We start from the raw sequence: 26224 nt of genomic DNA, 5'->3' as shown, positions 1-26224 counted from the left end.
TGTATTATATTGCCTTAAAGCCACCTGTTTTACGGTGGCTTTTTTGTTACATTTGTGTTATGTCGTTACAGTTTTCTTTTATTATTCCGGTATACAATAGGCCTGATGAAATTCAGGAACTTTTGCAAAGTTTTATGGGTTTAGAGGGGGGCTTCAAGTATGAGATTGTTATTGTTGAAGACGGTTCTATCAAATCTTCAAAGGAGGTTGTTAATGCTTTTAGTGAAAGGCTTAGTATATCCTATTATTATAAGGAAAATACTGGTCCTGGTGATTCTAGGAATTATGGTATGGAAAAGGCAAAAGGTAATTATTATATTATTCTAGACTCAGATTGTATTCTTCCAAAAGAATATTTAAGTGAAGTTTCTGCTAGTTTAAAAAAAAACTATGTTGATTGCTTTGGAGGGCCAGACGCAGCTCATGAATCTTTTACCAACCTTCAAAAGGCTATTAACTTTTCTATGACCTCTGTACTTACAACAGGCGGTATACGTGGAGGAAAAAAAAGTATAGATAAGTTTCAACCTAGGAGCTTTAATATGGGGCTTTCAAAAAAAGCGTTTGAGGCTTCAAAAGGTTTTGGTCGAATTCATCCTGGAGAAGATCCAGACTTGTCCATAAGGCTTTGGAATTTAGGTTTTAAAACCAAATTAATACCTAAAGCCTTTGTTTATCATAAACGCAGAATTTCTTGGAGTACGTTTTATAAGCAGGTAAATAAGTTTGGTATGGTTAGGCCTATTTTAAATATGTGGCATCCTGCCACGAAAAAATTAACGTATTGGTTCCCATCTATATTTATGCTAGGTTTAATGGTATCCATTCTGCTAGCATTGGTTGGTTTTAGTTGGTTGTTTATGGCTTATATATTGTATTTTATTATAGCAGTTTTTTTAGCACTGATATCTACAAAAAATATAGTGGTTGCTATGCTTGCAATTCCAGCCATATTAGTGCAGTTTATAGGTTATGGCTATGGTTTTTTGAAATCAACCATTGCGATAACAGTTTTAAATAAGAGGCCAGAAAATCAATTTCCGAACCTTTTTTTTAGAAAGAAATCATGAAAAGTTTAAAATCACAAATATTAGCTTCCTTTAAGAATAAGAGAATCAATGTATTTCTGTTATTTCTGTTGTCGTCATTTGTGATTTTAATATTTACCAAGCTTTCAAAGGAGTATACAAATACGGTTTCATTTCGAATAGAAAAAGTTAATATACCTCAGGAATACGTGATTTTAAACGATTCTGTAAACCTGAAAATCACATTAAAAACGCATGGTTTCAAATGGTTAAATTATTATTTAACAAAGCCAAAAGTAGTGATTGATTTTACCAAAGATGTGTATAAAGAGGATAGCGTTTTTGTATATAGCAAGTCCCTATCTTATTTGAAAAACACCCAATTCGACAAGAATGTTGATTTATTAAGCCTTGAGCCAGAAAGACTAACATTTAGATTTGGTGTTAATATGGTGAAAAAAGTTCCTGTTGTGGTTCGTAGCAATATTGAATTTAGCCCTGGTTACGATATGGCGTCAGCTTTATGGGTAGACCCAGACTCTATTGTAGTGGTTGGCCCAGATTTGCTGGTTTCAAAGCTAAATACCTTGGAAACAGAGACAATTAGTTTAACGGATGTAAGAATCAATATTAACGAAAACGTTCAACTAAAACTACCAAAGAATAGTAAGGATTTAAAGTTTTCTGTAGATGAAGTATTAGTGCAGTCTGAAGTTGAAAAATTTACAGAAGGCACTTTAAAAATTCCTGTTACAATGATGAATGTTCCTAATGGGCTAAATGTAAAATATTTTCCAAAAGAGGTTACAGTATCCTATTATGTAAGTTTAAGCAACTTCGAGTCTGTTACAAAGAAAGATTTTATGGTGGTATGTGATTTTAACAAAATAAGCGATAATCAAACATTCTTGAAACCTGAATTAGTTAGGTATCCTAAAACTGTTAGAAATACTAAAATAGATTATCAACATATAGAATTTATAATTACCAAATGATTGTTGTTGGACTTACAGGCGGTATTGGTAGTGGTAAAACCACGGTAGCGAAGGCGTTTGAAGCTCTAGGGGTGCCTGTTTATATTGCCGATAACGAGGCTAAGGCGCTGATGAGAAGGTCTAAGGTCATTAAAAGAAAACTTATTGAATTACTCGGAAATAAGGCTTACGTTAATGGTGATTTAAATAGACCTTATATAGCTAAGCAAATTTTTAACGATAAAGCATTACTTGAAAAAATGAACGCTATTGTTCATCCTAAGGTAGCAAGGCATTTTGAAAAATGGGTTTTAAAGCAAAAATCTCCCTATGTTATAAAAGAGGTTGCTGTGTTGTTTGAAAACGGAGGGTATAAAGCCTGTGATTATGTAATAACAGTTGTGGCTCCAAAGGAACTAAGGATTGAGCGTGTTCTGCAACGAGATGAAACATCTCCAGATAAGATTATGGCTATCATGAAAAATCAATGGGAAGACTCCGCAAAGGTAAAATTATCAAACTTTGTTATCGAGAATATTTCTATCGAAAAAACAAGGGAGCAGGTTGCTGAGATTCATAAGGAAATAACAAGAAATATTAAATTTTAACATTTTTGTTAATGTAAGGTTAAAACAAGAACCTGCTAAATGTTAAAATGTTAATTTTGGATGATGAGTAAGAGAGTTTTTATCCTACTAATATTACTGATGAGCTTATCTCTTATAGGTATTATCTCTATTCAAGCTTATTACATTAATGATGCTGTAAAAAATGAGAAAGCGCGTTTTAAGTTTAACGTGGTGACTGTTTTAAATAATGTATCTAACACCATTGAAGAAGTAGAGTTTGAGAAATATTTTTCAGAATATTTAAGTTTAGATAAGGAAGAAAAAGCAGACGAAGAGGCCGTTTCGCAGTTGTTGATCTATAGAAAAAACAATAGTACCAAAGAAACACTCTTATATAAAAGTAACGTTTTAGAAGTAGACTATAAGTTGTCTTCATCGCTCTTTGACATTGGTTTAGATAGTCTTGATATTACGAATATTATTGGTAATTCTAGCACAGAAATTTATAGAGATGAAAGTGTGCCAGAAAAAGATCTAAAAAGCCCGATAACAGAAATAATTAGAACCGGTACTTTAGATGAAGCTCAAAAATTGAGTTTTAAGAAAAACTTTAAGGAAGTTTTTAAAAGAAAGCCCATCTACGAAAGAGTTTCAGAAAAAGAAATTAAAAGACTTCTTTCCGAGAAACTCAAAAAATACGGGATTGATATAGGTTTCGAGTTTGCCATTTATAGTCATGATTTGGCTACCAAAGTGCGCAGCGATAATTTTGAATACGACAAAAAATCAACTTTTGGTGTGCCTGTTTTTTATGATGAAAATAATAGAAGTTTATACCGATTACTTGTAAATTTTCCTGGCGACAGAGAGTTTATTTTATCTGGTGTAATTGGCATGATCTTATTGTCTATTGTGTTTACATCAGTAATTATTTTGGCCTATGCCAGCGCCTTATTTCAGTTGGTTAAACAACGTAAAATATCGCAGATTAAAACGGATTTTATAAATAATATGACCCATGAATTTAAAACACCTATTGCTACAATAAATTTAGCTTTAGATGCTATTAAAAATCCAAAGGTTATTGATGATAAGGATAAGGTAATTCGTTATCTCTCGATGATAAAAGAGGAGAATAAGCGCATGCATGCTCAAGTAGAAAATGTACTAAGAATATCTAAACTAGAAAAAAATGAACTAAACATTAGTAAGGACAGAGTTGAATTACATGACTTGATTGAAGACGCTATTACACATGTCGAACTAATAGTTGAAGATAGAAAAGGGTATATCAAGACTTTTTTTAGTGCAGATAAATCCTCTGTTTTAGCCAATGAAACGCACTTTACAAATGTAATAGTTAATATATTAGACAATGCGATTAAATATTCGCCAGATGCGCCGAGAATTGAAGTGTCTACCGAAAATGCAGGAACTAATATAATACTTAAAATAAAAGATGAAGGTAGCGGAATGAGCAAAGCCGCTGCAAAAAAAGTGTTTGAAAAGTTTTATAGAGAGCACACTGGGAATATACATAATGTTAAAGGCCATGGCTTAGGTTTAGCATATGTTAAACGTATTGTAGAAGACCATCAAGGTCATGTGTCAGTAGAATCAGAAAAAGACAAAGGAAGCACGTTTGTAATTAAGCTTCCACTAATATCATAACTATGGAAGAATATAAAAAACGCATTTTATTAGTTGAAGACGATCCTAACTTTGGAACAGTTTTAAAGGATTACTTAATGATGAATGACTACGAAGTAACTCATGCTAAAAATGGTATGGAAGGGTTTGAAAAGTTTAAAAAAGATGATTTCGATTTATGCATTCTTGATGTTATGATGCCATATAAAGATGGCTTTACGCTAGCTAAAGAAATACGTGAAAAGAATACAGATGTCCCTATCATTTTCTTAACAGCAAAGACCATGAAGGAAGATGTATTAAAGGGATACAAGGTTGGAGCCGACGATTATTTAAATAAACCGTTTGATAGTGAGGTTTTATTGATGAAAATTAAGGCCATTATACAGCGTAAGGCGACAGAAACTATTTCTGATAGTAAACAATTTGAATTTAAAATTGGACGCTTCGATTTAAACTCTAAGCTAAGGTTTTTAAAATTCGATGGTGGAGAGCCAGTAAAGTTATCGCCTAAAGAGAATGAATTATTGCGCTTATTAGCATTGCATGAAAATGATTTAATGCCAAGAGAACTGGCTTTAACTAAAATATGGCGGGATGACAACTACTTCACCTCACGAAGCATGGATGTGTATATTGCTAAACTGCGAAAGTATTTAAAACTTGACGAAAAAGTTGAGATTTTAAATATTCATGGTGAAGGTTTTAGATTGGTTGTAAATAGCTAATAGCTTTCTTTTAAAACAAACTTGCTTATTATAAGAATACTTCGAAATGAGGGTTTCTCGTAATGACGCCTTCAAAATACTTTTCTGATAATCTCATTTTAGTTTTTAGTAGTGTAGTATGTAAACGATTAGAAGAGTTAAAGCCACTTTTTTCGCCTAAAATACCAGAGCATGGCAATAACAATAATAGCCATAGTAACCCAAACAACATAATAACCGTTTTTATAGTGGAGTTCAGGTATATTGTGAAAGTTCATTCCGTAAACACCGGTTATAAAGGTTAGTGGGATAAAAATAGAGGCCATAATGGTAAGCACCTTCATGATTTCATTCATTTTATTATTTATGGTCGTCATATACATCTCCATAAGACTCCATATCATTTCACGATAAATCTCAATGTTTTCAGAAACTTGAGAAATATGATCATTAATGTCTTTAAAGTAAGTGGTTGTCTGTTTTTGGATAAGTGCATGATGACTTTTTTCAACCTTGTTAATGACCTCTCTTATTGGTAAAATAGTTCTGCGCACTCTTAAAACCTCTCTTTTTAAGTCTTGAATAGTTCTGCCTGCACTTTTATCGATTTCACCACTAAATATTGCGCTTTCTAGGTCTTCAATTTTGTCTCCTAATGTTTCAATAATTCCAAAATAATGATCTATTACGGTATCTATGAGCGCATAAAGTAAATAATCTGCATGCATCTGCCTTATTCTTCCAACAGCATGTCTTAAACGGTTTCTAACGGTATCAAAAACATCGTTCTCAGCTTCCTGAAAAGAGATAACATAGTTTTTTCCAATAATAAAGCTTATCTGCTCAGATTCAAGTTGCTGTGTTTGGGTATAATTCAACATTTTTAATACGACAAAAATATAATCGTCATATTCATCAACTTTTGGGCGCTGCGCTATATTTACAATATCTTCTAATACAAGCGGATGAAATCCAAAATGATATCCCAGCTTTTCAATATCTTTAACATGATTAAGCCCATTTAAATTAAGCCAAGTTATGGTGTCCGTGTGTTTAAGATTAAAGCTTTCTTCAACAGATTTCAAATTCTTCTCAATACAGGTGTCTTTATTATACTCAAAAACGACTAAATCCAACTCGTCTTTGAGTCTATCTCCTGTGTAGACAACAGTTCCTGGAGCTTGTCCAAGCTTTTTTTTTGACCTATAAACTCGTTTTCTTGGCATACCCTAAATCTACCAAAAAAATATAAAATTATTTTGAAATTGTTTCAGGCTTATCTTCAATAGCATCTTTTTCTACAATGCTAACCGCTTTTTGAAGCATTAAATTATTTGGATAAGTAATTAAGTCGCCATTATTTAATCTAAGATATAAGTGAAATGCTCTAATATCTTCAATAATAGCTTCTACAGGAAAATCTTTGTCATGAATATTTATTTTATCTCCCACCTTATACGGGAAATTAAAAAACATGATAATACCGGAGGTCACGTTGCTTAAAATAGACCAAACAGCAAAGAGAGCAATCCCCAGAATAGCGAAAACAGATGAGAAAACAACGGCCAATTCTCTAAATCTGGCACCAAAAATAAAGGCTTCAATAATTAATGCTAAAAGTATGGTTGTGCCGTTTACATATCGACAAATCAGACTAATTCTTGCTTGGTTTATACCACTTTTTCTTCCTAGTTTTCTAATGGCAATAATGGTAATTAACCTTAGAATAAATAAAATAGCTATTACAAAGGCTGAAATAATTAGCTCACTGCGATAGGTTTCAAAAAACATAAAAACTTAATTAAAATATAGTACAAAGATACGCTGTAAACCAATAAGATTTTAGTTAAGCATTAGTGTTTCTCGTAAAACTTCATCCGAATTCCTGTTTTTATTCCAGTATGGTGTTTTAATGGATTTTAATTTGGAAGCTCTAGTGGTTAAAACCTTAGAGTTAGAACCAAACCCGCTCTTATACGATTCTTCCCAGCCTAAAATATCATACGGAAATTCAGGATTGAAAGTAATAGTAAGTGTTCGGTTTAAACTTGGATAAGTTATATGGTACATGTCATTTTTTAGCACTGCTTTAGCAGGGTAAGCCTTAATAGGAACATGCTTTAGTCTTATAAATTCCAAAGCAGGGATTATTTTAAGATCACCAATGGGTAAAGATTTTGGATTTAACCTTAGTTGTGTCCACAATTCGTTTTCTAAAATAGATTTGTCTATGACAAGCTTTTTGTCCGCTTCACCTTCAAAATAGGAGTGCAGTGTCACTTCATATTGCTCTCTATTGTTAAGTTGTACGTAGGTATGACCACACCACTCCTGCATAGAACTTGATACTTTTAGAGCATGTTTGTTATTGGTAACAGGGTAGAAGGTACTTTGCATAATAGAATATGGATAGATACCTGTATTAAATGTTTTGGTGGCATTGAGCTTTAAAACAGAGATGTTGTTTTTGTGCCTATTATCAGCTTTTACTTGAATTTCAGGTAAGAAATCTTCAGTTACATATATTAACACAGCTTGGCCTTTTCTTAGTTCTCCATATCTAGCTTGCTCTAGCGTGTAGGACGAAATTTCAGCTTCACCAGTATACCAATAATCATTAAATTCAGGAGGTAATGGATTGTTTTGAGGAATGGACTTTTCTATGTTTAAAGGCTCATTATTTAGTGCTACAGTTTTTGTTTGAACTTTATTGGTACATGATGCCGTGAGTAATAAGAAGACACCAGCAATTGACGAAAAAATGGGTTTCGATTTTATACTCTTAAAAAGTTTCTTTAACGTTTTCATACCTTAAATTTACAACGCTAAGGTCTTTCCGCAATGCTATTTAACGTTTTGTAAACAAGGTGAGTGGGGAGCCCCATAACATTAAAGTAAGAGCCTTCAATTTTTGTTACACCTATTTGACCAATCCAATCTTGAATGCCATAGGCTCCAGCCTTATCAAATGGTTTAAAGGTTTTAAGGTAATAGTTGATCTCTTCATCAGAAAGTGACTTAAAGGTCACCTTTGTAATACTATGTAAGGTTTTTTCATAATCTATAGTGGTAAAGCAAACCGATGAAATAACCTCGTGAGTGGTATTGCTGAGCGTTTTTAAAATTAAAAAAGCGTCGTTTTCGTCTAAAGGTTTGCCCAAGGCTTTATTATTATGCCAAACAATAGTGTCGCTAGTTATAAGTATATCTTTAGGGTTAAGTTCTTTTTTGAAGGCAAGAGCTTTTAGCTGAGCTAAATAATTACAAATTTCAAAATGTCTTAGCCGGGGTGGGTATTCTTCTTTTATTGGTTTTAGTCGAACCTCAAAGTCTAACCCTAAATCTTTAAAAAAAGTCTGTCTTCTTGGAGAGCCAGAGGCCAATATAAGATGATGATTTTTAAGTTTTTCGTGTAGCATTAATTAAGAATTACGTACTTGTATAAAAGTAAGGAAAGCATCCCGAAAAGCATCACCAATTTATAGAGATTGCTTATTGCATGGAAATCTTTCTTTGATTTAGCGCTAAAGGTTTTTACAGAAATGTAAATAAATGGACCAATTACAAGCAATAAAAAGTATAGAACCGCAATAGGCTGTTTGTATAAGTTTAAAATGGTATATAATATAATAGCTCCCAATGGGAAAAAATTTAATACAGATAACACATGTTTTGCACGCGCTCTGCCTATAACGATAGGTAAAGTATTCATGTTAGCATTGTAATCACCATCAATGTCTTCAATGTCTTTAGCTATTTCTCTAAGTAGGGTCAATGCAAAAGCAAAAACACCATAATCAAAGATTGTCTTAAAAAAAACTATTTGAGTTGCTCTGTTAAGAGCTGTTATATTTGGTAATAACTCAAAAACTCCAACAATAAGGATGCTAGACCCTACTAAAAAGGATATAACAATGTTGCCAATTAAAAAGGTGCGCTTTAATTGGGTTGCATAAACGTATAGCAGTGCCGAAATAACTACAAACAGAATAAAAAAGCTTGATTGGTTAATTAGTTTTGTCAGTAAAAAACCTATAATAACACCAAAAGAGGTGAAAACGATATATAGGTTGTAAGCCGTTTTAAGGGAAATAGAATGCCCTACAATTATTTTGTCGGGTTTATTAATTAGATCGGTTTGAATATCGTTAATATCATTAATAATATTACCAGCAGCAGCAATACATGTGGTTGCAATTATGAGAAGAAAAATTCCTGCACTATTGAGACTTGTTTGAGCGCCAAAAGGCTCCAAGAGCGCATATTTAATAAGTAATTGCACAAGTGCAATCATGAGAAGGTTTTTCCAGCGAATAAGGTTTAAGAAGTTCAAGTTATTTTAATTCAAAAACTAATCATACTTAGCACTAAAATTACCACTCCATTTACTTTGAACCTTTAAAACTTGTTCAATAACATCCCTAACGGCTCCTTTACCACCATTTTGATGGGATATATATTTTGAAATAGCCTTTATTTCGGGAACGGCATCTTGGGGGCAACAAGGCAAACCAATAACTTTCATAACCGGAAAATCTGGAATATCATCACCCATATATAAAGCGTTTTCAGATTTTACTCCCTTTTTGTTGAAGTAGTCATTTAGCTGCTCTATTTTATTATGAGCTCCCAAATAAATATCAGTAATCCCTAAACCTTTTAAACGCAACCTAACGCCTTCATTTGAACCCCCAGAAATAATACAAACATTAAAACCTTGGTCAACAGCCGTTTTTAAGGCATAGCCATCTTTAATATTCATGGTTCTAAGCATTTCACCAGAAGTAGTTACCGTAACCGAGCCATCGGTAAGTACGCCATCAACATCAAAAATAAATGTCGTGATGTGTTCTAAATATTCTTTATAACTTTTAGCTTCCATGAGTTTTTTGTATTGAGTCTGTTAAGAGATTGTAGATGTCTTTATGTTGTTCGTTTTTTAGCAATTTTAAATGGGCTGAAATAGTTTTTTTATCATGCCGTTTGGCAGGTCCTGTTTGTGCCATGTATGGGGACATATTTTGAATTTTTTTAGCTGTTTCAAGAATAAGTGGTTTGAGCAGGTCAAACTCGGCACCTTCGCTTTCGGTTATCTCATGACCTATTCTGTAGAGCTGATTGGTGAAATTATTCACATAAACAGCTGCTAAATGAAGTACACGACGCTGATTGCTATTTACACGTTTTGTAGGGCCGCCAAGGGCTTTTGCAAGTGTTTTAAGTATCGGATAGCATGCTTTGTCAATGGTTTCAATGCAAATAGGGACTTCCGTAAAATCAATAGTAGCTTCTTTACTAAAGGTTTGTAATGGGTAAAGGACCCCACGCTTGTGCTTCTTATCTAAATCGTAAACGTTAATGCTTCCAGAAATATGAACAACCAATTTATCTTCATAGGGTATTTTTGAAGAAAGTCGCGCAATAGCATCATCGCTCACCGCTAAAATATAAACATCAGCATCTGCTAAATGGTTTATATTATCAGTAATTGCAACCTCGTTTTGATACGAAGTAATACTGTTTAGTGTTCTGTTATACCATTGAATTACAGAAACATCGGAGTTGGTTTTAAAAGCTTTAAATAGGTGCGTAGCAACATTTCCCGCACCGAGTAATACAACTGAAATCATATGTGCTAAAATAGTTATAATTACCTGATTTAAAAACCTATTACTTTATCTTTGTTGCTATGGTAAAAAAGGATATTTCAACTAGGGAAGATGTGTTTTTATTGGTTTCTCAATTTTATGCTAAGGTAAGAAGGGATGATATCTTAGGGCCTTTTTTTAATGATTTAATCACAGATTGGGACAGCCATATAAATAGGTTAACCACATTCTGGGAGTCTAGCTTATTTATTACACGAAAATTAGAGCAAAGATATCAAGGAGACCCATTAGAGGCGCATATCAAAGTAGATAAGGTTAATAATCATGCTATTACGGAATTACACTTTGGACTTTGGTTAAATTTATGGTTCCAAACCATTGATGAATTTTTTGCAGGTGATTATGCCGAAAACGCGAAACGAAGGGCGAGAAAAATGGGTTCGTTTTTATACCTCAAAATCTTTGAAGCAAGACAACAATAGTTGTGACTCACAAATGTCTAAGTTCATTGAATTTACAGCTGGTTTTTTAAATACTTTAACACGAAGGAATAAACATAAATCCTTAAATTTGCACGACCTCAAAAAAGGGTTACAATTATGCAAAAAAAACTCGCCAACATTTTCTTTTCTACAAGACTTACCGCTGTGTTATTTATTGTTTTTGCTGCAGCTATGGCTACAGGAACATTTTTAGATGCAGGACAAGAAACATCTCCAACGCCTTACACAAGAAATTTAATTTATAATGCTTGGTGGTTTGAAGCCATTATGGTCTTTTTTATTATTAATTTTCTTGGCAATATTTTTAGGTTTAGGCTCTATAAAAAAGAGAAATGGGCCACATTTATTTTGCATTTATCTTTCATTTTTATTCTACTTGGTGCGTTCATTACACGTTACGCAAGTTTTGAAGGCATGATGGCCATTCGAGAGGGGGCGACCGAAAATACGTTTCTTTCTCAGAAAACCTATATCACGACTTATATTGATGGTGATTACAAAATTGACGGCGTACCACAACGACTTACTTTAGAACGTGAAGTGGATTTTTCTGGGCGACTTAACAACAAATTCAAGGTTAATACAAAATACGACCAACAGCCCATAACAATAGAATTGGAGAAATTTATTGTTGGGGCAGAAGAGGATATTATTCCAGATTCCAATGGGGAGTCTTATTTAAAAATAGTAGAAGCTGGAAGTAATGGACCTCATAACCATTTCTTAAAGGTGGGGCAAGTGTCTAGTATTCACAACATTCTTTTTGCACTCAATATACCCACGGAAGGCGCGATTAATATCACATTTGAAGACAACAAGTTAACTATCAATTCGCCCTTTGAAGGGGAGTATATGACCATGGCTACTAGGGCTCAAGGGAAATTAGTAAAAGATAGTTTGCAACCACTTCATTTAAGGTCAAGATATGTTATTGGAAATATGCAAATGGTATTTCCTAAACCCGTCGTTAAGGGGGTATTTGATATTGTAAAACCATCAGGTTTATTGAAAAGCAGTAATGAGGATGGCGTTAAGCTTAAGGTGACCACTAATGGGGAAAGTAAAAGTGTTGCTATATTAGGTGGAAAAGGTAGTAATGGAAGGTTTAAGCAAATACAAGTTGGTGGCTTAGATTTTGCTTTTAAGTACGGGTCGAAAGTATTAGAGTTGCCGTTTTCAATTAAACTAAACGATTTTGAAGCCGAACGTTACCCAGGTACAGAGCGAGGGTTTTCTGCTTTTTCTAGTGAAGTAACGGTTATAGATGAGAGAACTCAAAGCTTTGATTATAAAATATTCATGAACAATATATTAGATCATGATGGTTACCGATTTTTTCAATCCAGTTTTGATCCTGATGAAAAAGGAACGATACTTTCTGTTAATCATGATTATTGGGGTACATTAATTACCTATGCAGGATATTTAATGTTGTATTTTGGTTTAATGGCGATTCTTTTTGTAAAAGGGTCTCGATTTGGAGATTTAAAAAAGCATTTAGAGAATGTAAAGTCTAAGAAAGCTAAGCTTACTGCAATAATCGTTTTATGTTTGGGGCTGCAAGGTTTTACTCAGGAACATGGCGCTCATAATGGTCATGACCATGCTACACCATCAAAATTCCAAATAGATTCAATTCTAAAGGCAAATATTACACCTAAAGCACATGCCGATAAGTTTGGGCATCTCGTTGTTCAAGATTTAAGTGGTCGTATGATGCCTGTTAACACCTACGCTTCAGAGATGCTTCGTAAGTTGAGCAAGAGTGATGTTTACGAGGAGTTTGATGCCAATCAGGTGTTTTTGTCCATTCAAGAAAGCCCTAGACTTTGGTATAATGTTCCTATTATATATTTAAAACCTAAAAAGGGAGATTCTATAAGAAGTATTATTGGTGTTTCAAAAGATAAGAAGCATATCGCTTTAGCAGATTTTTTCACCGATCGAGGCCAGTACAAATTAGCACCCTTTTTAAATGAAGCCTATAAAGCGCAAGTGCCTAATGGTTTTCAGAAGGAATTCAAAGAAACAGATCAAAGAGTTAGCTTGTTATATAATGCTATTGAAGGGATGTCTATGAAGATATTTCCTGTTCCCGAAGATGACAATAATACTTGGATATCTAATTACGATTTTAGACAAGACATAACTGTGATTAAAGACACGTTGTATAGAAACTTTGTAAAGAATGGGTTTACCGCATATTTAGTTACCTTAGATGGTGCAAAAAAAACAGGGGATTTTTCGGAAGCAGAAAAACTTCTGGAAGCCTTTAAAAAGACGCAACACCGATATGGAGGTGCTGTAATGTTAAGTGATGATAAGATAAAGACCGAGGTGTTATATAATAAGTATGACATATTTAAAAAATTATTCAGTTGGTATTTATATGCAGGTAGCTTACTATTTATTTTATTAATTATTCAAATTTTTAATGATAAAAGGAAACTGGTAAATACAGGTGTTTCGGTATTTAAAATTGCGATACTTGGGCTTTTTGTGTTACATACGGCTGGGCTTATTGTACGTTGGTACATTTCAGGTCATGCCCCTTGGAGTGACGCCTACGAATCCATGATATATGTGGCTTGGGCTACCATGTTTTTTGGTTTGGCCTTTGGTAGAAAAAGTGATTTAACCATTGCAGCAACATCCTTTGTAACGGCTATGATTTTAATGATAGCTCATTGGAACTGGATGGATCCGGCAATTGCTAATTTACAGCCCGTATTAAATAGCTATTGGCTCATGATTCATGTGGCGGTTATTGTAGCAAGTTATGGTCCTTTTACCTTAGGGATGATTTTAGGTATTGTGTCTTTGCTTCTTATGATTTTTACAACCGAGTCTAATAAGTTGAAAATGGATTTAAACATAAAAGAGCTTACTATAATCAACGAGATGTCTTTAACGGTTGGTTTAGTGATGCTTACTATCGGTAACTTTTTAGGTGGTATGTGGGCTAATGAGAGTTGGGGACGTTATTGGGGTTGGGATCCCAAAGAAACTTGGGCGCTTATTAGTATTATGGTTTATGCTTTTGTTATCCATATGCGCTTAGTCCCAGGGTTGCGTGGACGATGGTTTTTTAATCTCATGTCTATAATTGCCTTTTCAAGTATCTTAATGACTTATTTTGGGGTAAATTTCTATTTGGCGGGACTACATAGTTATGCTAGTGGAGACCAAATTGTAAGTGTTAAGTTTATTGCTATCGCTTGCGCAATTATTGCGATACTTGGTTTTTTCGCTTATCGTGGGTATGCCAAGTTTTATAAAAAGTAAGATGTTTTATTAATGGTAAAAAGTCCGATTTATTTTTTTTTATTTCGGATTATTTTGCGCGTCTTTGGCATCATTTAAATCAAATTATAGTATTGGGTTAATTTTCAATCAATCCTGAAACATATACATACCCTAATGCAACCAAGATAGCTAAGCCAAAACTTAGTAAAGTTCCAATTAAAATGTATTCTGTGAGTTTTCGGTCTTTAGCTTTTGATAAGTCTCCAAATCTAAAAACAGATTTAGCGGCTATTAAAAAACCTACACCTTCCCAATGATTGGTGATAATGAATGCAAATACAAATAAGCGTTCTAGTATGCCAATATAAGCTCCTGCATCTTTTAAAGAAGCTTCTTCTGTGTATGCTCTTAAATTCCATTTGGAAATAAGGGTTTTCATGATGATTGATGATACTTTTGTCGCACAAAGAATAGCTGTTAAAAACAGGAGAATTTGGGAGCTAAAAAGCGTGTTTAAATTAATGGTATAGGGTTCATACAGTTGTATCACTAAGGCTATAACAATAAAGTGAGCTAATTGGTCTAGGCCAAATAAAAGCCTGTTATTTACTTTGGGTTTCAGGTGCAACTTAGTTATGTCGATAATGAGGTGCGAGCTTACTATGATTAAAATACCAATCCAGTATTTGAAATTAAATCCTAATAAAATTAGTAAGGTTAGGCCGTGAACTGCAATATGCCAATATAGAAATTTTGACGTGTGTTTGTGGGCTTCTTTATGTAATACCCATTTTTGTGGTTGAAGTAAAAAATCGCCAATAAGGTGGGCTAGAATTAGTTTAATGGCTAATGTTAACATAAGGTGTTAATTTGGGTTTTATAGTATTCTAGTAATATAGACAGTTCATCAAAACCAGCGCGTTTTAATCCTTGACTAATGTTGCCTTGTGTTTTTCCTAAAAGATTGGCTATTTGTTTTTGATTTAACTCTGGGTGTTCTAAAGTAGTCTTTACAAGTCCTGCCGTGGTTTGTGTCCAATAGTTTATTGTTAAAAGAGCTAACTGTATCATGATATTCATCGGAATATCGAATGCCTCAAAAGGCGATTTTATAGCTAACGTGGTTTTTTTTAAAGCCTCAAAACATGCTCCAGAATTAATGAAAGCTGTGCCGTTCGATTCTGTAATCCTTTCTGAATCAAAGGTTTTGTTACCTAAACCAATAGCGAGCCTAACATCTAAATTTTTAAATTGTTTTATGGTCGCTTTAATTAACAAGCAAGCATGAAGTGCTTTTTGGGGAGGGACTTCAAATTGAAAGCTATCACCTCTAAATATATCCCAAGTTTTGGGTGTATTCCCTAAAGAATTGAGTACAGATTTAAGCGCAGCTAGCCATAACTCTGGAGGAACTTCCTTAGAATTAATGATATCGCCAGTTATAATTGTTGTCATGTCAAAAGATCTCGTTGTACCAAATGTACTGTTTTTAACTATAATCACAAAAATATTAGCTAATTAATTAATAATTTGTAATATTAGTTTTTAAGATGATATTTTTAAATATTATTTCTTAAGATTATAAAAAACCGTAATAGTTTAAAAAGGATAATCTTAATATCTTTGACCATCAATTTGATATTTCATAATAGAGTTTATGGCTAAAGAAGGGAGCGAAAAGAATACTAAGAATAAAGCAAAGCATGCCAGGCTTATGGCTCAAAAGAAAAACAAGAAAAAGGAAGAGGCTAGTTTGAGAAAAGCACGATTAAAAGCTATTATTCAAAAATCGAATGAAGCACAGCGCTAAAATCTAGTTTTTATTTTGTTAAATGAAACCTCTCTAAAATCTGAAATTACCATATCTGCCTTTGTGTAGTCCTGATTCTTTGAATGAAAGCTATCATACCCAACACAAAAAATATCAGCGCTTTTTGCAGCTTCAATGCCATTGGTAGAATCTTCTATCACCATACATTCCTCTTTTGAGAAGCCAGTGGCTTGCGCAGCTTTAATGAAAATTTCTGGATGAGGTTTAGACTCTTTTAGGTCACCTCCGCTTAATTTAGATATAAAGTATTGGTTTAAATCAAATCTATTAAATACCTGGTTTATACTGGTCATAGCAGCAGAAGAAGCTAGTACTAGATTTAAACCGTTTTTATGGTAGTCTTTAATTAAATCTAGAACACCATCTATTAAACCCAATTTAGAATTAGTATCGAAAAACTGTTTATAATGTTTACGTTTTAGCGCTACTAAGGTTTCAGGAGCTTCGTTAAGATTAAAATGATCGCACAAACGTTTGCAGATATTAATGGTAGACTGTCCCGTGAAAGATTCGTAAAGTTCTGAAGAAACACGAATACCAACTTCATCAAACATGTCATGATACGCCTTATTATGCATAGGTTCACTATCAATAATAACACCATCCATGTCAAAAATAACTGCTTTTAACATTTTAAATTTTTGTGCGAAGATATAAGAATTCGTTTCAACTACCTAAACCCAATTTGTAATTTCTATTTGCTAATTTTGTTAATTAGAAATGGTATTTATCCAAACGAAATTAAACATAGTAGCTTATCAAAAAAACAATCGATTTACACCCCAAAAATAAACATAACACTAGTTACGACTTTGATGCGTTGTGCGATGTATTACCATCTTTGGAGCAGTTTGTATTCGAAAACAAGTTCAAAACAAGGACTATTGATTTTGCAAAACCTAGGGCGGTTAAAGCATTAAACAAAGCCTTACTAATTAAATATTATAATATTAGTTTTTGGGAGTTTCCAGATACAAATTTATGTCCACCCATACCTGGACGAGTAGATTATATACATCACCTCTGCGATTTGTTAAAGCGTTCTGGAATTGCCGCGAATGTTAGTATTTTAGATATAGGAACGGGAGCGACCTGTATTTATCCCCTCTTAGGGAATTCTGAATACAACTGGACATTCGTGGGCTCTGATATTGATAAGAACTCTTTAAAAAATGCCAAAAGCATAATTAATAGAAATAGATTATCAAGTAGTATAACTTTAAGGTTTCAAAAGGATAGCTCTCATGTATTAAGCAATATTATTAAGGATACCGATGCGTTTTCTGCCTCAATGTGTAACCCTCCTTTTTATAAATCTGAAAAAGATGCTAAAGCCGAAAATAAAAGGAAGCTAAAAGGACTAAATAAAGAAGGGCAGACCTTGGAAACTCGTAACTTCTCGGGCCAAAGTAATGAGCTATATTATAATGGAGGAGAAAAAGCTTTTCTTCATAACTATTTATACGAAAGCTCTTTATTTAAAGAACAATGTCATTGGTTTACCTCATTGGTTTCGAAAAAAGATTTGCTTAAAGGAATGTATTCTTCGTTAAATAAATTAGGAGCCACAGATATTAAAACTGTTAATATGGGGCAGGGTAATAAAATCTCTCGTATGGTGGCTTGGACGTTTCAATAACAATATTTGAGGATATAATAAAGGAGCCCTTTTAGAGCTCCTTTCGAATTTATTTAAACTATAAGATTACCCTGTTAAAAATAGATTAAAAAGGCCATATTAATGGAACCAAAATAAGAGATATAATTAAGAACACAAGTAACAACGGCGCGCCTACTTTTAGGTAGTTCATAAATTTATAGCCTCCAGCGGTCATTACCATGGCATTGGTTGTTGTGCCAATTGGGGTTAAAAAAGCTGTAGAGGCGCTTATTGCAACTACAATCATAAACGGGGCGGGGGATAAATCTAAAGACTGGGCAGCTAAAATAGCAATTGGGGCCATAAGAACCGCTGTAGCCGAATTGTTTATTACTTGACTAAAGGTTGTGGTTAATAGGAATATCCCTCCCAGCAATAGCAATGGGTGTATCGCGCCTAAGTATTCTACCAAGGCATTAGCAATAAGTTGTGCGGTGCCTGTTTTTTGAAGAGCAATTCCCATCGGGATCATAGCGGCAATCATAACCACACTAGTCCAGCTAATACCTTTATACGCTTTTGAAATGGGTACGCAACCGGTTAATAATACCACACCAGCCGATATTAAGGCTGCTATAGAACCAGGAACGATTTTGAAAACCATAAATATAATCATAAGAATTAGAGCTCCTAAGGCTATATACGATTTTGAACTTAAGCTATCCACATTTTTTGCCATGCCCTCGGGACTACCAATAATAACAAGGTGCTCGTGCTGTTTCTTTAAATCTTCAATACTATTCCAACTGCCTCTAAGTAAAAAAGCATCCCCTGCTTTAATGATTATTTCTTTATCTTTTAACGGTTTATTATTTCTTGATGCCGCTAATAGCTGAATTCCAAATCGCTTAAAATAATCTCCTAATTTATATTTTCTGCCAACTAACATAGAGTTAGGATTAACAATAACTTCGGTCATACCAACTTCTTGATTAATAAGATTGTTTTTAAGCTCGTCTGTAATTGGCTCAAGTGGTAAAAGACCTAAGCGAAAAGTAATCATCATTTTATTAATAGCCTCAGTATCTCCTTTAATAGTAATGATATCGTGGTATAAAAACTCTGTGCTTGGATCGGGAAATTCAATAAACTGAGGAACTCCTTTCAATACATTTGGGTGTCTTCTTTTAATACGAATAATAGAAACATTATAGGTTTTTTCAAATTTCCATGCCTCTATTTTAGTATTTAAAAGAGGAGAAATAGATCTTACCCTAAGTCTATAATAACCATTGTCTATTTGATATGCTCCAATCCAGTTGTGTAGAGTAGATTCAATATTTACAGGTTTATTGTTAGTTTTATTATTAGGCAATAATTTATATCCAATATATCTAAAATATAGTAAGGCAATAATTAATAATGGCACACCAATTAAGGCAAATTCAAAAAATGAAAAACCTTCGAAACCAGCATCTACCAACGCGTTGCTAGCAATAATGTTAGGAGGCGTACCTGTTAGTGTTAACAACCCTCCAGTATTAGATCCAAAGGCAACAGGCATTAACATTTTTGAAGGTAAGGTTCCAATACTCCATGCAGATGAGATGGTAAGTGGCATCAATGTAGCTACTGTTCCTGTATTACTTACAAACCCAGAAAGAACCCCAGCACCAAGAGTTACTATAACCAATAGTTTAGGTACACTTTTTCCAGCCCATTCAACAAATTTCTTACCGGCCATTGCTGTCCAACCGGTCTGAGCTATACCTTCACCTATTATAAACAAGGCAGCAATCATAATAACAGTAGGGTTGCTAAAACCACTTAAAGTTTCCGAAGATGTTAAAATCCCTGTAAGGTATAAACTTAACATGGAGATTAAAGCAACAATATCTGGTGTAAACTTTCCCCAAACAAAGAGGCCAATGGTAATTACTAAAATTGCGAGCATTAAATAGATCATATTCTGTAATTGTTTATTAGATTTAATCTTTTATTTCTTACGAGGTAAAATTACCATAGTATTTGAGGGTGCATTATGACTAATATCATACTTTAAAAATACATCTTATTTTTTCGTAATTATGATTATTTGAGGGGCTAATATAGGAATGTGCCAGACGAAAACGTAATAGTAATAATGAGAATTTAAGTATTCTTAATATCTTTATTAAAATTGTTGTTTGTGAGGTTATTTTTTTAAGTTTTGTAGAACACTTTGTAATGTAAATACAGATAAATTGATATGAAATTAGATATTTTGGCCATTGGCGCACATCCTGATGATGTGGAATTAAGTTGTGGTGCAACACTGGCAAAGGAGGTGGCTCGAGGAAAAAAAGTTGGGATACTTGATTTAACCCGTGGGGAATTAGGAACCAGAGGTAGTGCTGAAATTAGAGATAATGAAGCCAAAGATGCTGCTGTAATATTAGGAGTTAAAATAAGAGAAAACCTAGCCTTCGACGACGGCTTTTTTTGTAATGATAAAAAGCATCAGTTGGAAGTTATAAAGGTTATAAGGAAGTACCAACCAGAAATTGTAATATGCAATGCTGTTGATGATCGACATATTGATCATGGAAAGGGGAGTAAATTGGTTAGTGATGCCTGTTTTTTAAGTGGTTTAATTAAAATTAAAACAAACTTGAATGGAGGTGAGGTCCAAGAAGCATGGAGGCCTAAACAGGTATATCATTATATACAATGGAAAAACCTTGAGCCAGATGTTGTGGTGGACGTATCTGGATATATAGATACTAAAATGGCGGCAGTTTTGGCTTATAAAACACAGTTTTATAACGCTGAAAGTAAAGAACCTAAAACCCCTATTTCGAGTAAGAACTTTACAGATAGTATTATCTACAGAGCAAGAGATTTAGGCCGCCTAGTTGGCGTTGAGCATGCCGAAGGCTTTACCGTTGAAAGGTATCCAGCTGTGGATAGTTTATTAGATTTAAAGTAGTTAGGAAATACGTTTTTTTAATTTTGAAATTAGGTTGAAAATATTAAAAAAAGTCTTTGTAGATAAGACTTAAATCAATTACATTTGCACACGCATTGCAAAATGCAGTTACACGGTGGTTGTAGCTCAGTTGGTTAGAGCATTGGTTTGTGGTACCAAGGGTCGTGGGTTCGAATCCCATCATCCACCCAAAAATAAAAGCCTCTCAATATTTTGAGAGGCTTTTTTTGTTTTTAGGATATTTATCTTTTTGGACAGAATAATTAGTGTCTCCTTAAATACGCTTTTTTAACCATTCTTTGAACTCATAGAAATTCTGAGGCGCTACACCATGACCTACAGGAAATTCTGAAAATTGGTTTTTTATATTTAAACTATTTAAAAACGATGGGGCCTGTCTAGCCCAATCAATAGGAATTACTTGGTCTACACTTCCATGAGAGCAATAGAAATCTAAGTAACTATAGTCTTTTGCTTTTAAACTTTCAGGAAATACTTCAGGTACAATATAACCGCTTAAAGCTACTATATTCTTTACTTTTTCGGGATATGTTAGCGCAATGGCATAACTTAAAATGCTCCCTTGACTAAAACCTAGTAAGGACACATTATCTTTATTAACAGGATATGTAGAAATAGCTTCATCAATAAACCTAGAAATCAAATCCCTAGATGCTTTAGCTTGTTCAATGTCATTCCATTTGCCACGTTCTGCATCAAAATTAATGGCATACCAAGCATTGCCATAAGGTTGTATAGGGTAAGGAGCTCTTACGGAAATAATAAAAAGTTCATCTGGTAATTCTGAAGCAAAAGAAAACAAATCATTTTCATCGCTACCGTAACCATGCATCATAATTAATAATGGCGCATTTTCTGTTAAAGTAGATGCTTTTATTACATGATTGAGAGAAAGTGAGGTATTGAGCATTTAGTTTCCGAGATTAGAAAATATTTTTTGATAAAAATCACCAACAAGGGGAATAGGCTGGGCTTTTCTGCTAATGGCATTAGAGAAGCCATAAACAAATAAAACAGCAAAAAATAAGTAAAACCCGGAGGTAACTAGCCAACTATCAAAACTTCCAACAATATACCCTAAGGCATAAAAGGTAAGCCATAGCCCTAAAGATTGTCTTATATGGAAACTAGCAAAAGGACTTTTGTTGTCGTTATTTAAATAGTAGGCTATTATGGTTCCAAAAATCGTGATATAACTTATAATAGCATTTTTTCTACCTTTTTCAATATCTTGTGTGGTCATAATTATGCAATTATTACTGCTTTATTGTTTGCTATAATGCCGTAGACTTTTCCTTTTAAAACTTCGTTTTCAAAAATGGCATTTTTCGATTTCGACCTCATATTCGTTTTTGTAAAGCTAGTGCTCATATCTGGGTTAAAAAGGCTCAAATTTGCACGTTCCCCAATTTCTATGGGAGTCTGTTTTAAACCAAATCTGGATTTCCCTCTAGTTAAAAGGTCAATAGTCTTTTTTGTTGTGAATATGTTTTGCAAGGCTCCAAAAGCAGATTCTAGACCAATGCTACCATAATTAGCCAAGTCAAATTCCACCTTTTTTTCTTCAATATCGATGGGGGTATGGTCTGAGGTTACCATGTCTATCGTTCCGTCTTTAACCCCCTCAATTAAAGCATCCACATCTTTCTTAGTCCGCAACGGAGGCAACACCTTAAAATTGGTGTTAAACTCACTTAAAACATCATCCGTAAAGTATAAATTATGAATCGCAACACTACACGAAACATCAAGTTTTTTCTTTTTTGCTTCTCGTATTAATTCTACAGACTGTTCTGTTGATATGGTAGGTATGTGTAATTTACCTCCAGTATATTCTAAAAGAAATAAATCCCTTGCTACTTGTAAGGCTTCTGCCAGAGCAGGAAGTCCTTTAAGCCCCAATTTTGTACTGGTAATATGTTCGTTCATCACACCATTTCCAGCAATTTTGTTTTCTTGTGGGAATGAACAAACTAAGCCATCAAAATTACTTGCATATTGCAATGCAATTTTCATCAGGTTAGGGTTAGAGATAGCTTTTTTATAGTCATAGAAAGCCTTTGCTCCAGCTTGACTCATGTCGTATAACTCCGCCAAATCTTCACCCTTACTTTTTACAGTTAGGGCACCAATGGGTAATAAAGAAACAGCACTCTTAACTGCTTTAGAATTAAGAAAAGAAATGTCTGTATTGGAATCAATAACTGGATTTGTGTTGGGGTTAAGTGCAATAGCTGTAAAGCCTGAATGTGCGGCGGTTTCAAGCCCGTTATCTATAGTTTCACGTTCTTCAAAACCAGGTTCTCCAAAACTCACGCTACTATCAAACCAACCTTGCGAAACATGTAGGTTGTCTAACTTAATCTCTTTATAGCTTTTAGCGTTTTTTATAGCATTCGCAATCTTAGTAATCACACCATTTTCAACTAATATATCTTTCGTGGCATTATGAAATTCACTCTTAGGATCTATTATTGTGGCAGATTTTATAAGTACGTTCATTTAAAGAATTTTAATATGAGCATTTCAGTGATTAATAAGACTAGGGCAAAAATAACAAACCATTTCCATAGCTCATTAACTTTTGTATCACTTTTTATTGCGTCAAGAACAGCAACGACAGAGTTGTTTACACTTGCATTACTTATTTGAGATAAATTTTTGTAAACTAATTTACTTTCATTTCTTGAGTAATTATAACTTACATTTAATATTGAATCTTTATTGTTTAAAACAGCATATGTACCTGCTTTAGAAGGTTCTTCTATCGAGCTTATTCTAACTTTAGAATTAAAGTATTGTTGTCTTGGAATGATGCTAATAGCGCCTTTATTTAAAGATAATACAGCGTCTTGTTTCATTTGTGCCTCAACTTCAAATGTGTTTGCCTCACCTATATTGTAATATATCTCAGGTATTTTATAGCTGTTTCTTCCAATGTTATATAACGTAGGAACAATAAGTGGGGAGTTTTTAAAGTTTGAGTTATCATTGTTAAGAGCAGATGTAAATAGGTAAACATGCTTATAACTAGTCAGAAAGGCGTTGCCGTCTTCAAAGGATAAAGTGTTAGAAAATCTAGAGCTTCTTAAACTATAGTATTTGTTGGTTCTGGGATATTGAAAATTATTTACCTGTTTTTCAAACACACCTTTATTGTATAAAGGATGTGCATAGTTTATGTTGGTTACTAACTTAGTAGTGGTTATTTCTTCTATAATCTCACAGCCATATGGGGAAATCAATACATTATACGAGTCTTTATTTAATGAGGAAGACGGAATGATTAGTAAAGAACCACCAAGTTTTAAAAATTGAGTAAGGGTTATAGATAATGCTGTTGGAATATTCTCAAGTTCATTAAGAACGATAAGATTTTGCTGCTCTAAAATATTGAAATCTAATTGGTTTTTTGATGTTGCTAGGTAGTCGAACTCACTAGACGTGTATATCTTTTTTAAGAAAGAATCTTCCGCTTCATTAATGCTTAATACTTTAATTTTTGCAGTTCTATTGATATTGAAATAAAGTGAGTTATCAAACTGTAAATTAGAATCTTCAATGCTTATTTGGCCATCAATAGCTTCATTACTGGGTATTGAGAATGAGGTTTCGGCCGTTTCATTTATAGCTACAGATGTTTTTGCAATAAGGGTTTCTCTGTTAAATAAAGAAACAGGCAAGTTTTCTAAAGGAGAACCGCTATTTGATAGTTTGACATTTAGAGTAATGGAAGTGGGTGATGTGCTAGATATAAAAACGCTGTCTAAACTAATATTGTTGGTTTCCGCAGTTACTAGTTGCACAAAATGAATGTTTGAAAGCTGTGAAGAATTTGCGCTAAGTTCGGATGCATCTTCTTGAAAGTCGGAAATAAATATTAAGTTTTTCAACACGCCTTCTTTTTTTGAAAATAGCGCTTGACTTTTCAATAATGCAGCTTCATGATTTAGTTTCGTTGAAGAGTATTCTAACTTTAATAAATCGTTTTTTATGGCTTCAATAGTCGTGTTTTTATAAGTATCATCATTAGTAATTAAAGAAAAGGTTTCTTCACTTGGTATGTTGTTAATGAGATCTTGTACAGCTCTTTTTAAAAGTTCACCTTGATTGCCTTTGGCTTGCATGCTAAAAGAGTTGTCAAGATACACGACTGTTTCTTTTTCAACATTAAAGGCATCAGAATTTGATATGTATGGTTGAGCAAAAGCAATAACTAATGTTGTCAGTAGTAGCAGTCTGATGCTTAGAATAAGCCATTTTTTAATTCTAGAACTCTTTCTTGTCTGCAACTTTGCCTCTTTTAAAAAAGCGACATTCGTAAACTCAATTTTCTTAAATTTTCGGAGTTGAAAAAGATGAACTATTATGGGAATAAGCAGTAAAAATAAAGCGTAAAGAAGTTCGGGGTGTTTAAACTGCATGTCTAATTTCGATTAAACAAACCTACATATTTTTTTTCATTAACAAAAGAAAACATAATCTTCAATAGGTTTTAAGTCTAACGATGTCATATAGTGCAATATGTCATTTTGATCACCTTTATTAGCAACGGTAATAATGCTTTGAGCATTTTCTATCTTTTTTAAAAAATCAAACGGTTTTAAAACAACTCCATAAATGTCTTTACCAATCTTTTTGGGGTTGTCACAAATCCATTCAAAATCAATCCCTTTATCAATTAAGATCTTTGCTACTTTTTTTCCTTTTTTACCAGCTCCCCAAATTACCAATGTTTTTGTCTTATTAAAGTCTAACTCTAAAAAGTAATGCAGTTTTATACCAATAAAATGGTTTTCGGCATAATGCTCATGAGTTCTGGAAGTTCTGGTATTATAATCGCGCCAGTCATGCAATACTTCATTACAAGGAAGGCATTTGTATTGGTGTTTATAAAATCTAAAGGCTAAATCATAATCTTCTGGGTATCGGTTAGGGTTAAAGGCATTACATGCAATTAGGTCTTCTCTGTATACCATCCAGCATGGCGAAGGAATAACACATTCTTTATATATTTCAGAATAATTTGCACCTGTTTTAGTTAGTTGGTTTAACCAGGTTTCATAGCTTTTATATCCCGCCTTTATTCCTGTTTCAGAGAAGTAATTTACCATGCCAATTGCCACATGACGTTTCCCAGAATTAAGTAAACTAGTACTTAATACTTCAAGTTTTTTAGGTTGCATAATATCATCACTATCCATTCTTGTAATCAGCGCTCCGCCAGACTTACTAAACGCGTAACGTAGTGCTTCAATAATTCCTTTTCCTGGGTTTTTAAGTAGTTTAATTCTAGAATCTTGCTTTGCATACGTTTTTACAATCGAATAACTAGCATCTGTTGATCCGTCATCAATGATTATTAATTCCCAATTAGAATAAGTTTGCTTTAGTACAGAATCAAGGCATTCTTTTAAAAAGGATTCTGTGTTTTTAAAGGGAATGAGAATACTTATAAGTGGGTTTTCCATGATGCGAATTTAACAAAACCTTAAGAATGCAACTGGTAACATAATGG

Annotated in this window: 26 protein-coding genes and 1 tRNA gene; 11 read left to right on the top strand and 16 right to left on the bottom strand. The window is 33.6% G+C overall.

Annotated features, from left to right (window positions below; translation table 11 throughout):
* Positions 1-59 precede the first annotated feature (59 nt).
* From E5D58_RS08435 to E5D58_RS08415, 5 genes are all read left to right on the top strand, one after another.
* Complete coding sequence (locus tag E5D58_RS08435; protein ID WP_136481410.1) at positions 60-1070, top strand: glycosyltransferase; 1011 nt, start codon at positions 60-62, stop codon at positions 1068-1070.
* On the top strand, positions 1067-2023 hold the full coding sequence (locus E5D58_RS08430; RefSeq protein WP_136481409.1) for a YbbR-like domain-containing protein: 957 nt from the start codon (positions 1067-1069) through the stop codon (positions 2021-2023). The genes E5D58_RS08435 and E5D58_RS08430 overlap by 4 nt, the downstream gene beginning before the upstream one ends.
* Complete coding sequence (gene coaE, locus E5D58_RS08425) at positions 2020-2610, top strand: dephospho-CoA kinase (RefSeq protein WP_136481408.1); 591 nt, start codon at positions 2020-2022, stop codon at positions 2608-2610. The genes E5D58_RS08430 and coaE overlap by 4 nt, the downstream gene beginning before the upstream one ends.
* Before the next feature lie 63 nt (positions 2611-2673).
* On the top strand, positions 2674-4242 hold the full coding sequence (locus tag E5D58_RS08420; protein ID WP_235835879.1) for a sensor histidine kinase: 1569 nt from the start codon (positions 2674-2676) through the stop codon (positions 4240-4242).
* A 2-nt stretch (positions 4243-4244) separates the two neighbouring features.
* The gene (locus tag E5D58_RS08415; protein ID WP_136481407.1) at positions 4245-4949 is read left to right on the top strand and encodes a response regulator transcription factor; all 705 of its coding nucleotides are present in this window, start codon (positions 4245-4247) and stop codon (positions 4947-4949) included.
* 137 nt (positions 4950-5086) lie between these two features.
* Here the strand turns inward: E5D58_RS08415 and corA are convergent, their stop codons facing one another.
* The 7 genes from corA to E5D58_RS08380 are packed head-to-tail and all read right to left on the bottom strand — an operon-like array spanning position 5087 to position 10558.
* Positions 5087-6154, bottom strand: a complete 1068-nt coding sequence (corA, locus tag E5D58_RS08410; RefSeq protein WP_136481406.1) for a magnesium/cobalt transporter CorA — start codon at positions 6152-6154, stop codon at positions 5087-5089.
* Between the two features lie 28 nt (positions 6155-6182).
* A complete protein-coding gene (locus E5D58_RS08405) occupies positions 6183-6719 on the bottom strand; it encodes a mechanosensitive ion channel domain-containing protein (protein ID WP_136481405.1) in 537 nt (178 codons plus the stop codon).
* Between the two features lie 51 nt (positions 6720-6770).
* Positions 6771-7736 carry a septum formation inhibitor Maf gene (locus E5D58_RS08400; RefSeq protein ID WP_136481404.1) on the bottom strand — a complete coding sequence of 322 codons (966 nt, stop codon included), beginning with the start codon at positions 7734-7736 and terminating at the stop codon, positions 6771-6773.
* A 17-nt stretch (positions 7737-7753) separates the two neighbouring features.
* Positions 7754-8347: a Maf-like protein gene (locus E5D58_RS08395; RefSeq protein WP_136481403.1), complete on the bottom strand. Its 594-nt coding sequence runs from the start codon at positions 8345-8347 to the stop codon at positions 7754-7756.
* A complete protein-coding gene (locus E5D58_RS08390; protein WP_136481402.1) occupies positions 8347-9261 on the bottom strand; it encodes a geranylgeranylglycerol-phosphate geranylgeranyltransferase in 915 nt (304 codons plus the stop codon). Before E5D58_RS08390 ends, E5D58_RS08395 begins: the two co-directional genes overlap by 1 nt.
* 18 nt (positions 9262-9279) lie before the next feature.
* Positions 9280-9810, bottom strand: a complete 531-nt coding sequence (locus E5D58_RS08385) for a KdsC family phosphatase (RefSeq protein WP_136481401.1) — start codon at positions 9808-9810, stop codon at positions 9280-9282.
* A complete protein-coding gene (locus tag E5D58_RS08380) occupies positions 9800-10558 on the bottom strand; it encodes a Rossmann-like and DUF2520 domain-containing protein (RefSeq protein ID WP_136481400.1) in 759 nt (252 codons plus the stop codon). Before E5D58_RS08380 ends, E5D58_RS08385 begins: the two co-directional genes overlap by 11 nt.
* Before the next feature lie 59 nt (positions 10559-10617).
* Between E5D58_RS08380 and E5D58_RS08375 the strand changes: the two genes are divergently transcribed.
* Both E5D58_RS08375 and ccsA read left to right on the top strand, forming a co-directional pair.
* Positions 10618-11019 carry a group III truncated hemoglobin gene (locus tag E5D58_RS08375; protein WP_136481399.1) on the top strand — a complete coding sequence of 134 codons (402 nt, stop codon included), beginning with the start codon at positions 10618-10620 and terminating at the stop codon, positions 11017-11019.
* Between the two features lie 117 nt (positions 11020-11136).
* Positions 11137-14325 carry a cytochrome c biogenesis protein gene (gene ccsA / locus E5D58_RS08370; RefSeq protein ID WP_136481398.1) on the top strand — a complete coding sequence of 1063 codons (3189 nt, stop codon included), beginning with the start codon at positions 11137-11139 and terminating at the stop codon, positions 14323-14325.
* A 97-nt stretch (positions 14326-14422) separates the two neighbouring features.
* Here ccsA and E5D58_RS08365 read toward each other — a convergent pair whose 3' ends face one another.
* Both E5D58_RS08365 and E5D58_RS08360 read right to left on the bottom strand, forming a co-directional pair.
* Positions 14423-15145 (bottom strand): DUF3307 domain-containing protein, encoded by a 723-nt coding sequence (locus tag E5D58_RS08365; protein ID WP_136481397.1) that lies wholly within the window; start codon positions 15143-15145, stop codon positions 14423-14425.
* On the bottom strand, positions 15139-15741 hold the full coding sequence (locus E5D58_RS08360) for a transcriptional regulator (RefSeq protein WP_136481396.1): 603 nt from the start codon (positions 15739-15741) through the stop codon (positions 15139-15141). The genes E5D58_RS08365 and E5D58_RS08360 overlap by 7 nt, the downstream gene beginning before the upstream one ends.
* 202 nt (positions 15742-15943) lie before the next feature.
* On the opposite strand from E5D58_RS08360, the gene E5D58_RS14970 reads away from it, so the two are divergent.
* On the top strand, positions 15944-16096 hold the full coding sequence (locus E5D58_RS14970) for a hypothetical protein (protein ID WP_168796663.1): 153 nt from the start codon (positions 15944-15946) through the stop codon (positions 16094-16096).
* Here E5D58_RS14970 and E5D58_RS08355 read toward each other — a convergent pair.
* Positions 16093-16749 carry an HAD family hydrolase gene (locus tag E5D58_RS08355; protein ID WP_136481395.1) on the bottom strand — a complete coding sequence of 219 codons (657 nt, stop codon included), beginning with the start codon at positions 16747-16749 and terminating at the stop codon, positions 16093-16095. The two genes, E5D58_RS14970 and E5D58_RS08355, sit on opposite strands and share 4 nt — an antisense overlap.
* 125 nt (positions 16750-16874) lie before the next feature.
* On the opposite strand from E5D58_RS08355, the gene rlmF reads away from it, so the two are divergent.
* On the top strand, positions 16875-17756 hold the full coding sequence (rlmF, locus tag E5D58_RS08350) for a 23S rRNA (adenine(1618)-N(6))-methyltransferase RlmF (RefSeq protein WP_205660310.1): 882 nt from the start codon (positions 16875-16877) through the stop codon (positions 17754-17756).
* Between the two features lie 85 nt (positions 17757-17841).
* Here the strand turns inward: rlmF and E5D58_RS08345 are convergent, their stop codons facing one another.
* Positions 17842-19671 (bottom strand): SLC13 family permease, encoded by a 1830-nt coding sequence (locus E5D58_RS08345; RefSeq protein ID WP_136481393.1) that lies wholly within the window; start codon positions 19669-19671, stop codon positions 17842-17844.
* Positions 19672-19965: 294 nt separating this feature from the next.
* Between E5D58_RS08345 and bshB1 the strand changes: the two genes are divergently transcribed.
* Both bshB1 and E5D58_RS08335 read left to right on the top strand, forming a co-directional pair.
* Positions 19966-20685, top strand: coding sequence for a bacillithiol biosynthesis deacetylase BshB1 (bshB1, locus tag E5D58_RS08340; protein ID WP_136481392.1), 720 nt, complete (start codon positions 19966-19968; stop codon positions 20683-20685).
* 115 nt (positions 20686-20800) lie between these two features.
* Positions 20801-20874 (top strand) — tRNA-His (locus E5D58_RS08335).
* Between the two features lie 85 nt (positions 20875-20959).
* On the opposite strand, the gene E5D58_RS08330 is transcribed toward E5D58_RS08335, so the two are convergent.
* From E5D58_RS08330 to E5D58_RS08310, 5 genes are read right to left on the bottom strand one after another with little or no spacing between them, the layout of a single operon-like run.
* Positions 20960-21616 (bottom strand): alpha/beta hydrolase, encoded by a 657-nt coding sequence (locus E5D58_RS08330; protein ID WP_136481391.1) that lies wholly within the window; start codon positions 21614-21616, stop codon positions 20960-20962.
* Positions 21617-21949 (bottom strand): hypothetical protein, encoded by a 333-nt coding sequence (locus E5D58_RS08325; protein ID WP_136481390.1) that lies wholly within the window; start codon positions 21947-21949, stop codon positions 21617-21619.
* A gap of 2 nt (positions 21950-21951) precedes the next feature.
* Positions 21952-23208, bottom strand: coding sequence for a dihydroorotase (locus E5D58_RS08320; RefSeq protein ID WP_136481389.1), 1257 nt, complete (start codon positions 23206-23208; stop codon positions 21952-21954).
* Positions 23205-25130, bottom strand: coding sequence for a vWA domain-containing protein (locus E5D58_RS08315; RefSeq protein WP_136481388.1), 1926 nt, complete (start codon positions 25128-25130; stop codon positions 23205-23207). Before E5D58_RS08315 ends, E5D58_RS08320 begins: the two co-directional genes overlap by 4 nt.
* A gap of 39 nt (positions 25131-25169) precedes the next feature.
* Complete coding sequence (locus E5D58_RS08310) at positions 25170-26177, bottom strand: glycosyltransferase family 2 protein (protein WP_136481387.1); 1008 nt, start codon at positions 26175-26177, stop codon at positions 25170-25172.
* Positions 26178-26224: the final 47 nt, after the last annotated feature.

This window comes from Cognatitamlana onchidii, assembly GCF_004804355.1.
GTDB classification, from domain to species: Bacteria; Bacteroidota; Bacteroidia; order Flavobacteriales; family Flavobacteriaceae; genus Cognatitamlana; species Cognatitamlana onchidii.
The sequence above is the reverse complement of the archived record's forward strand: the minus strand, read 5'-3'. Positions and strand labels throughout refer to the sequence as shown.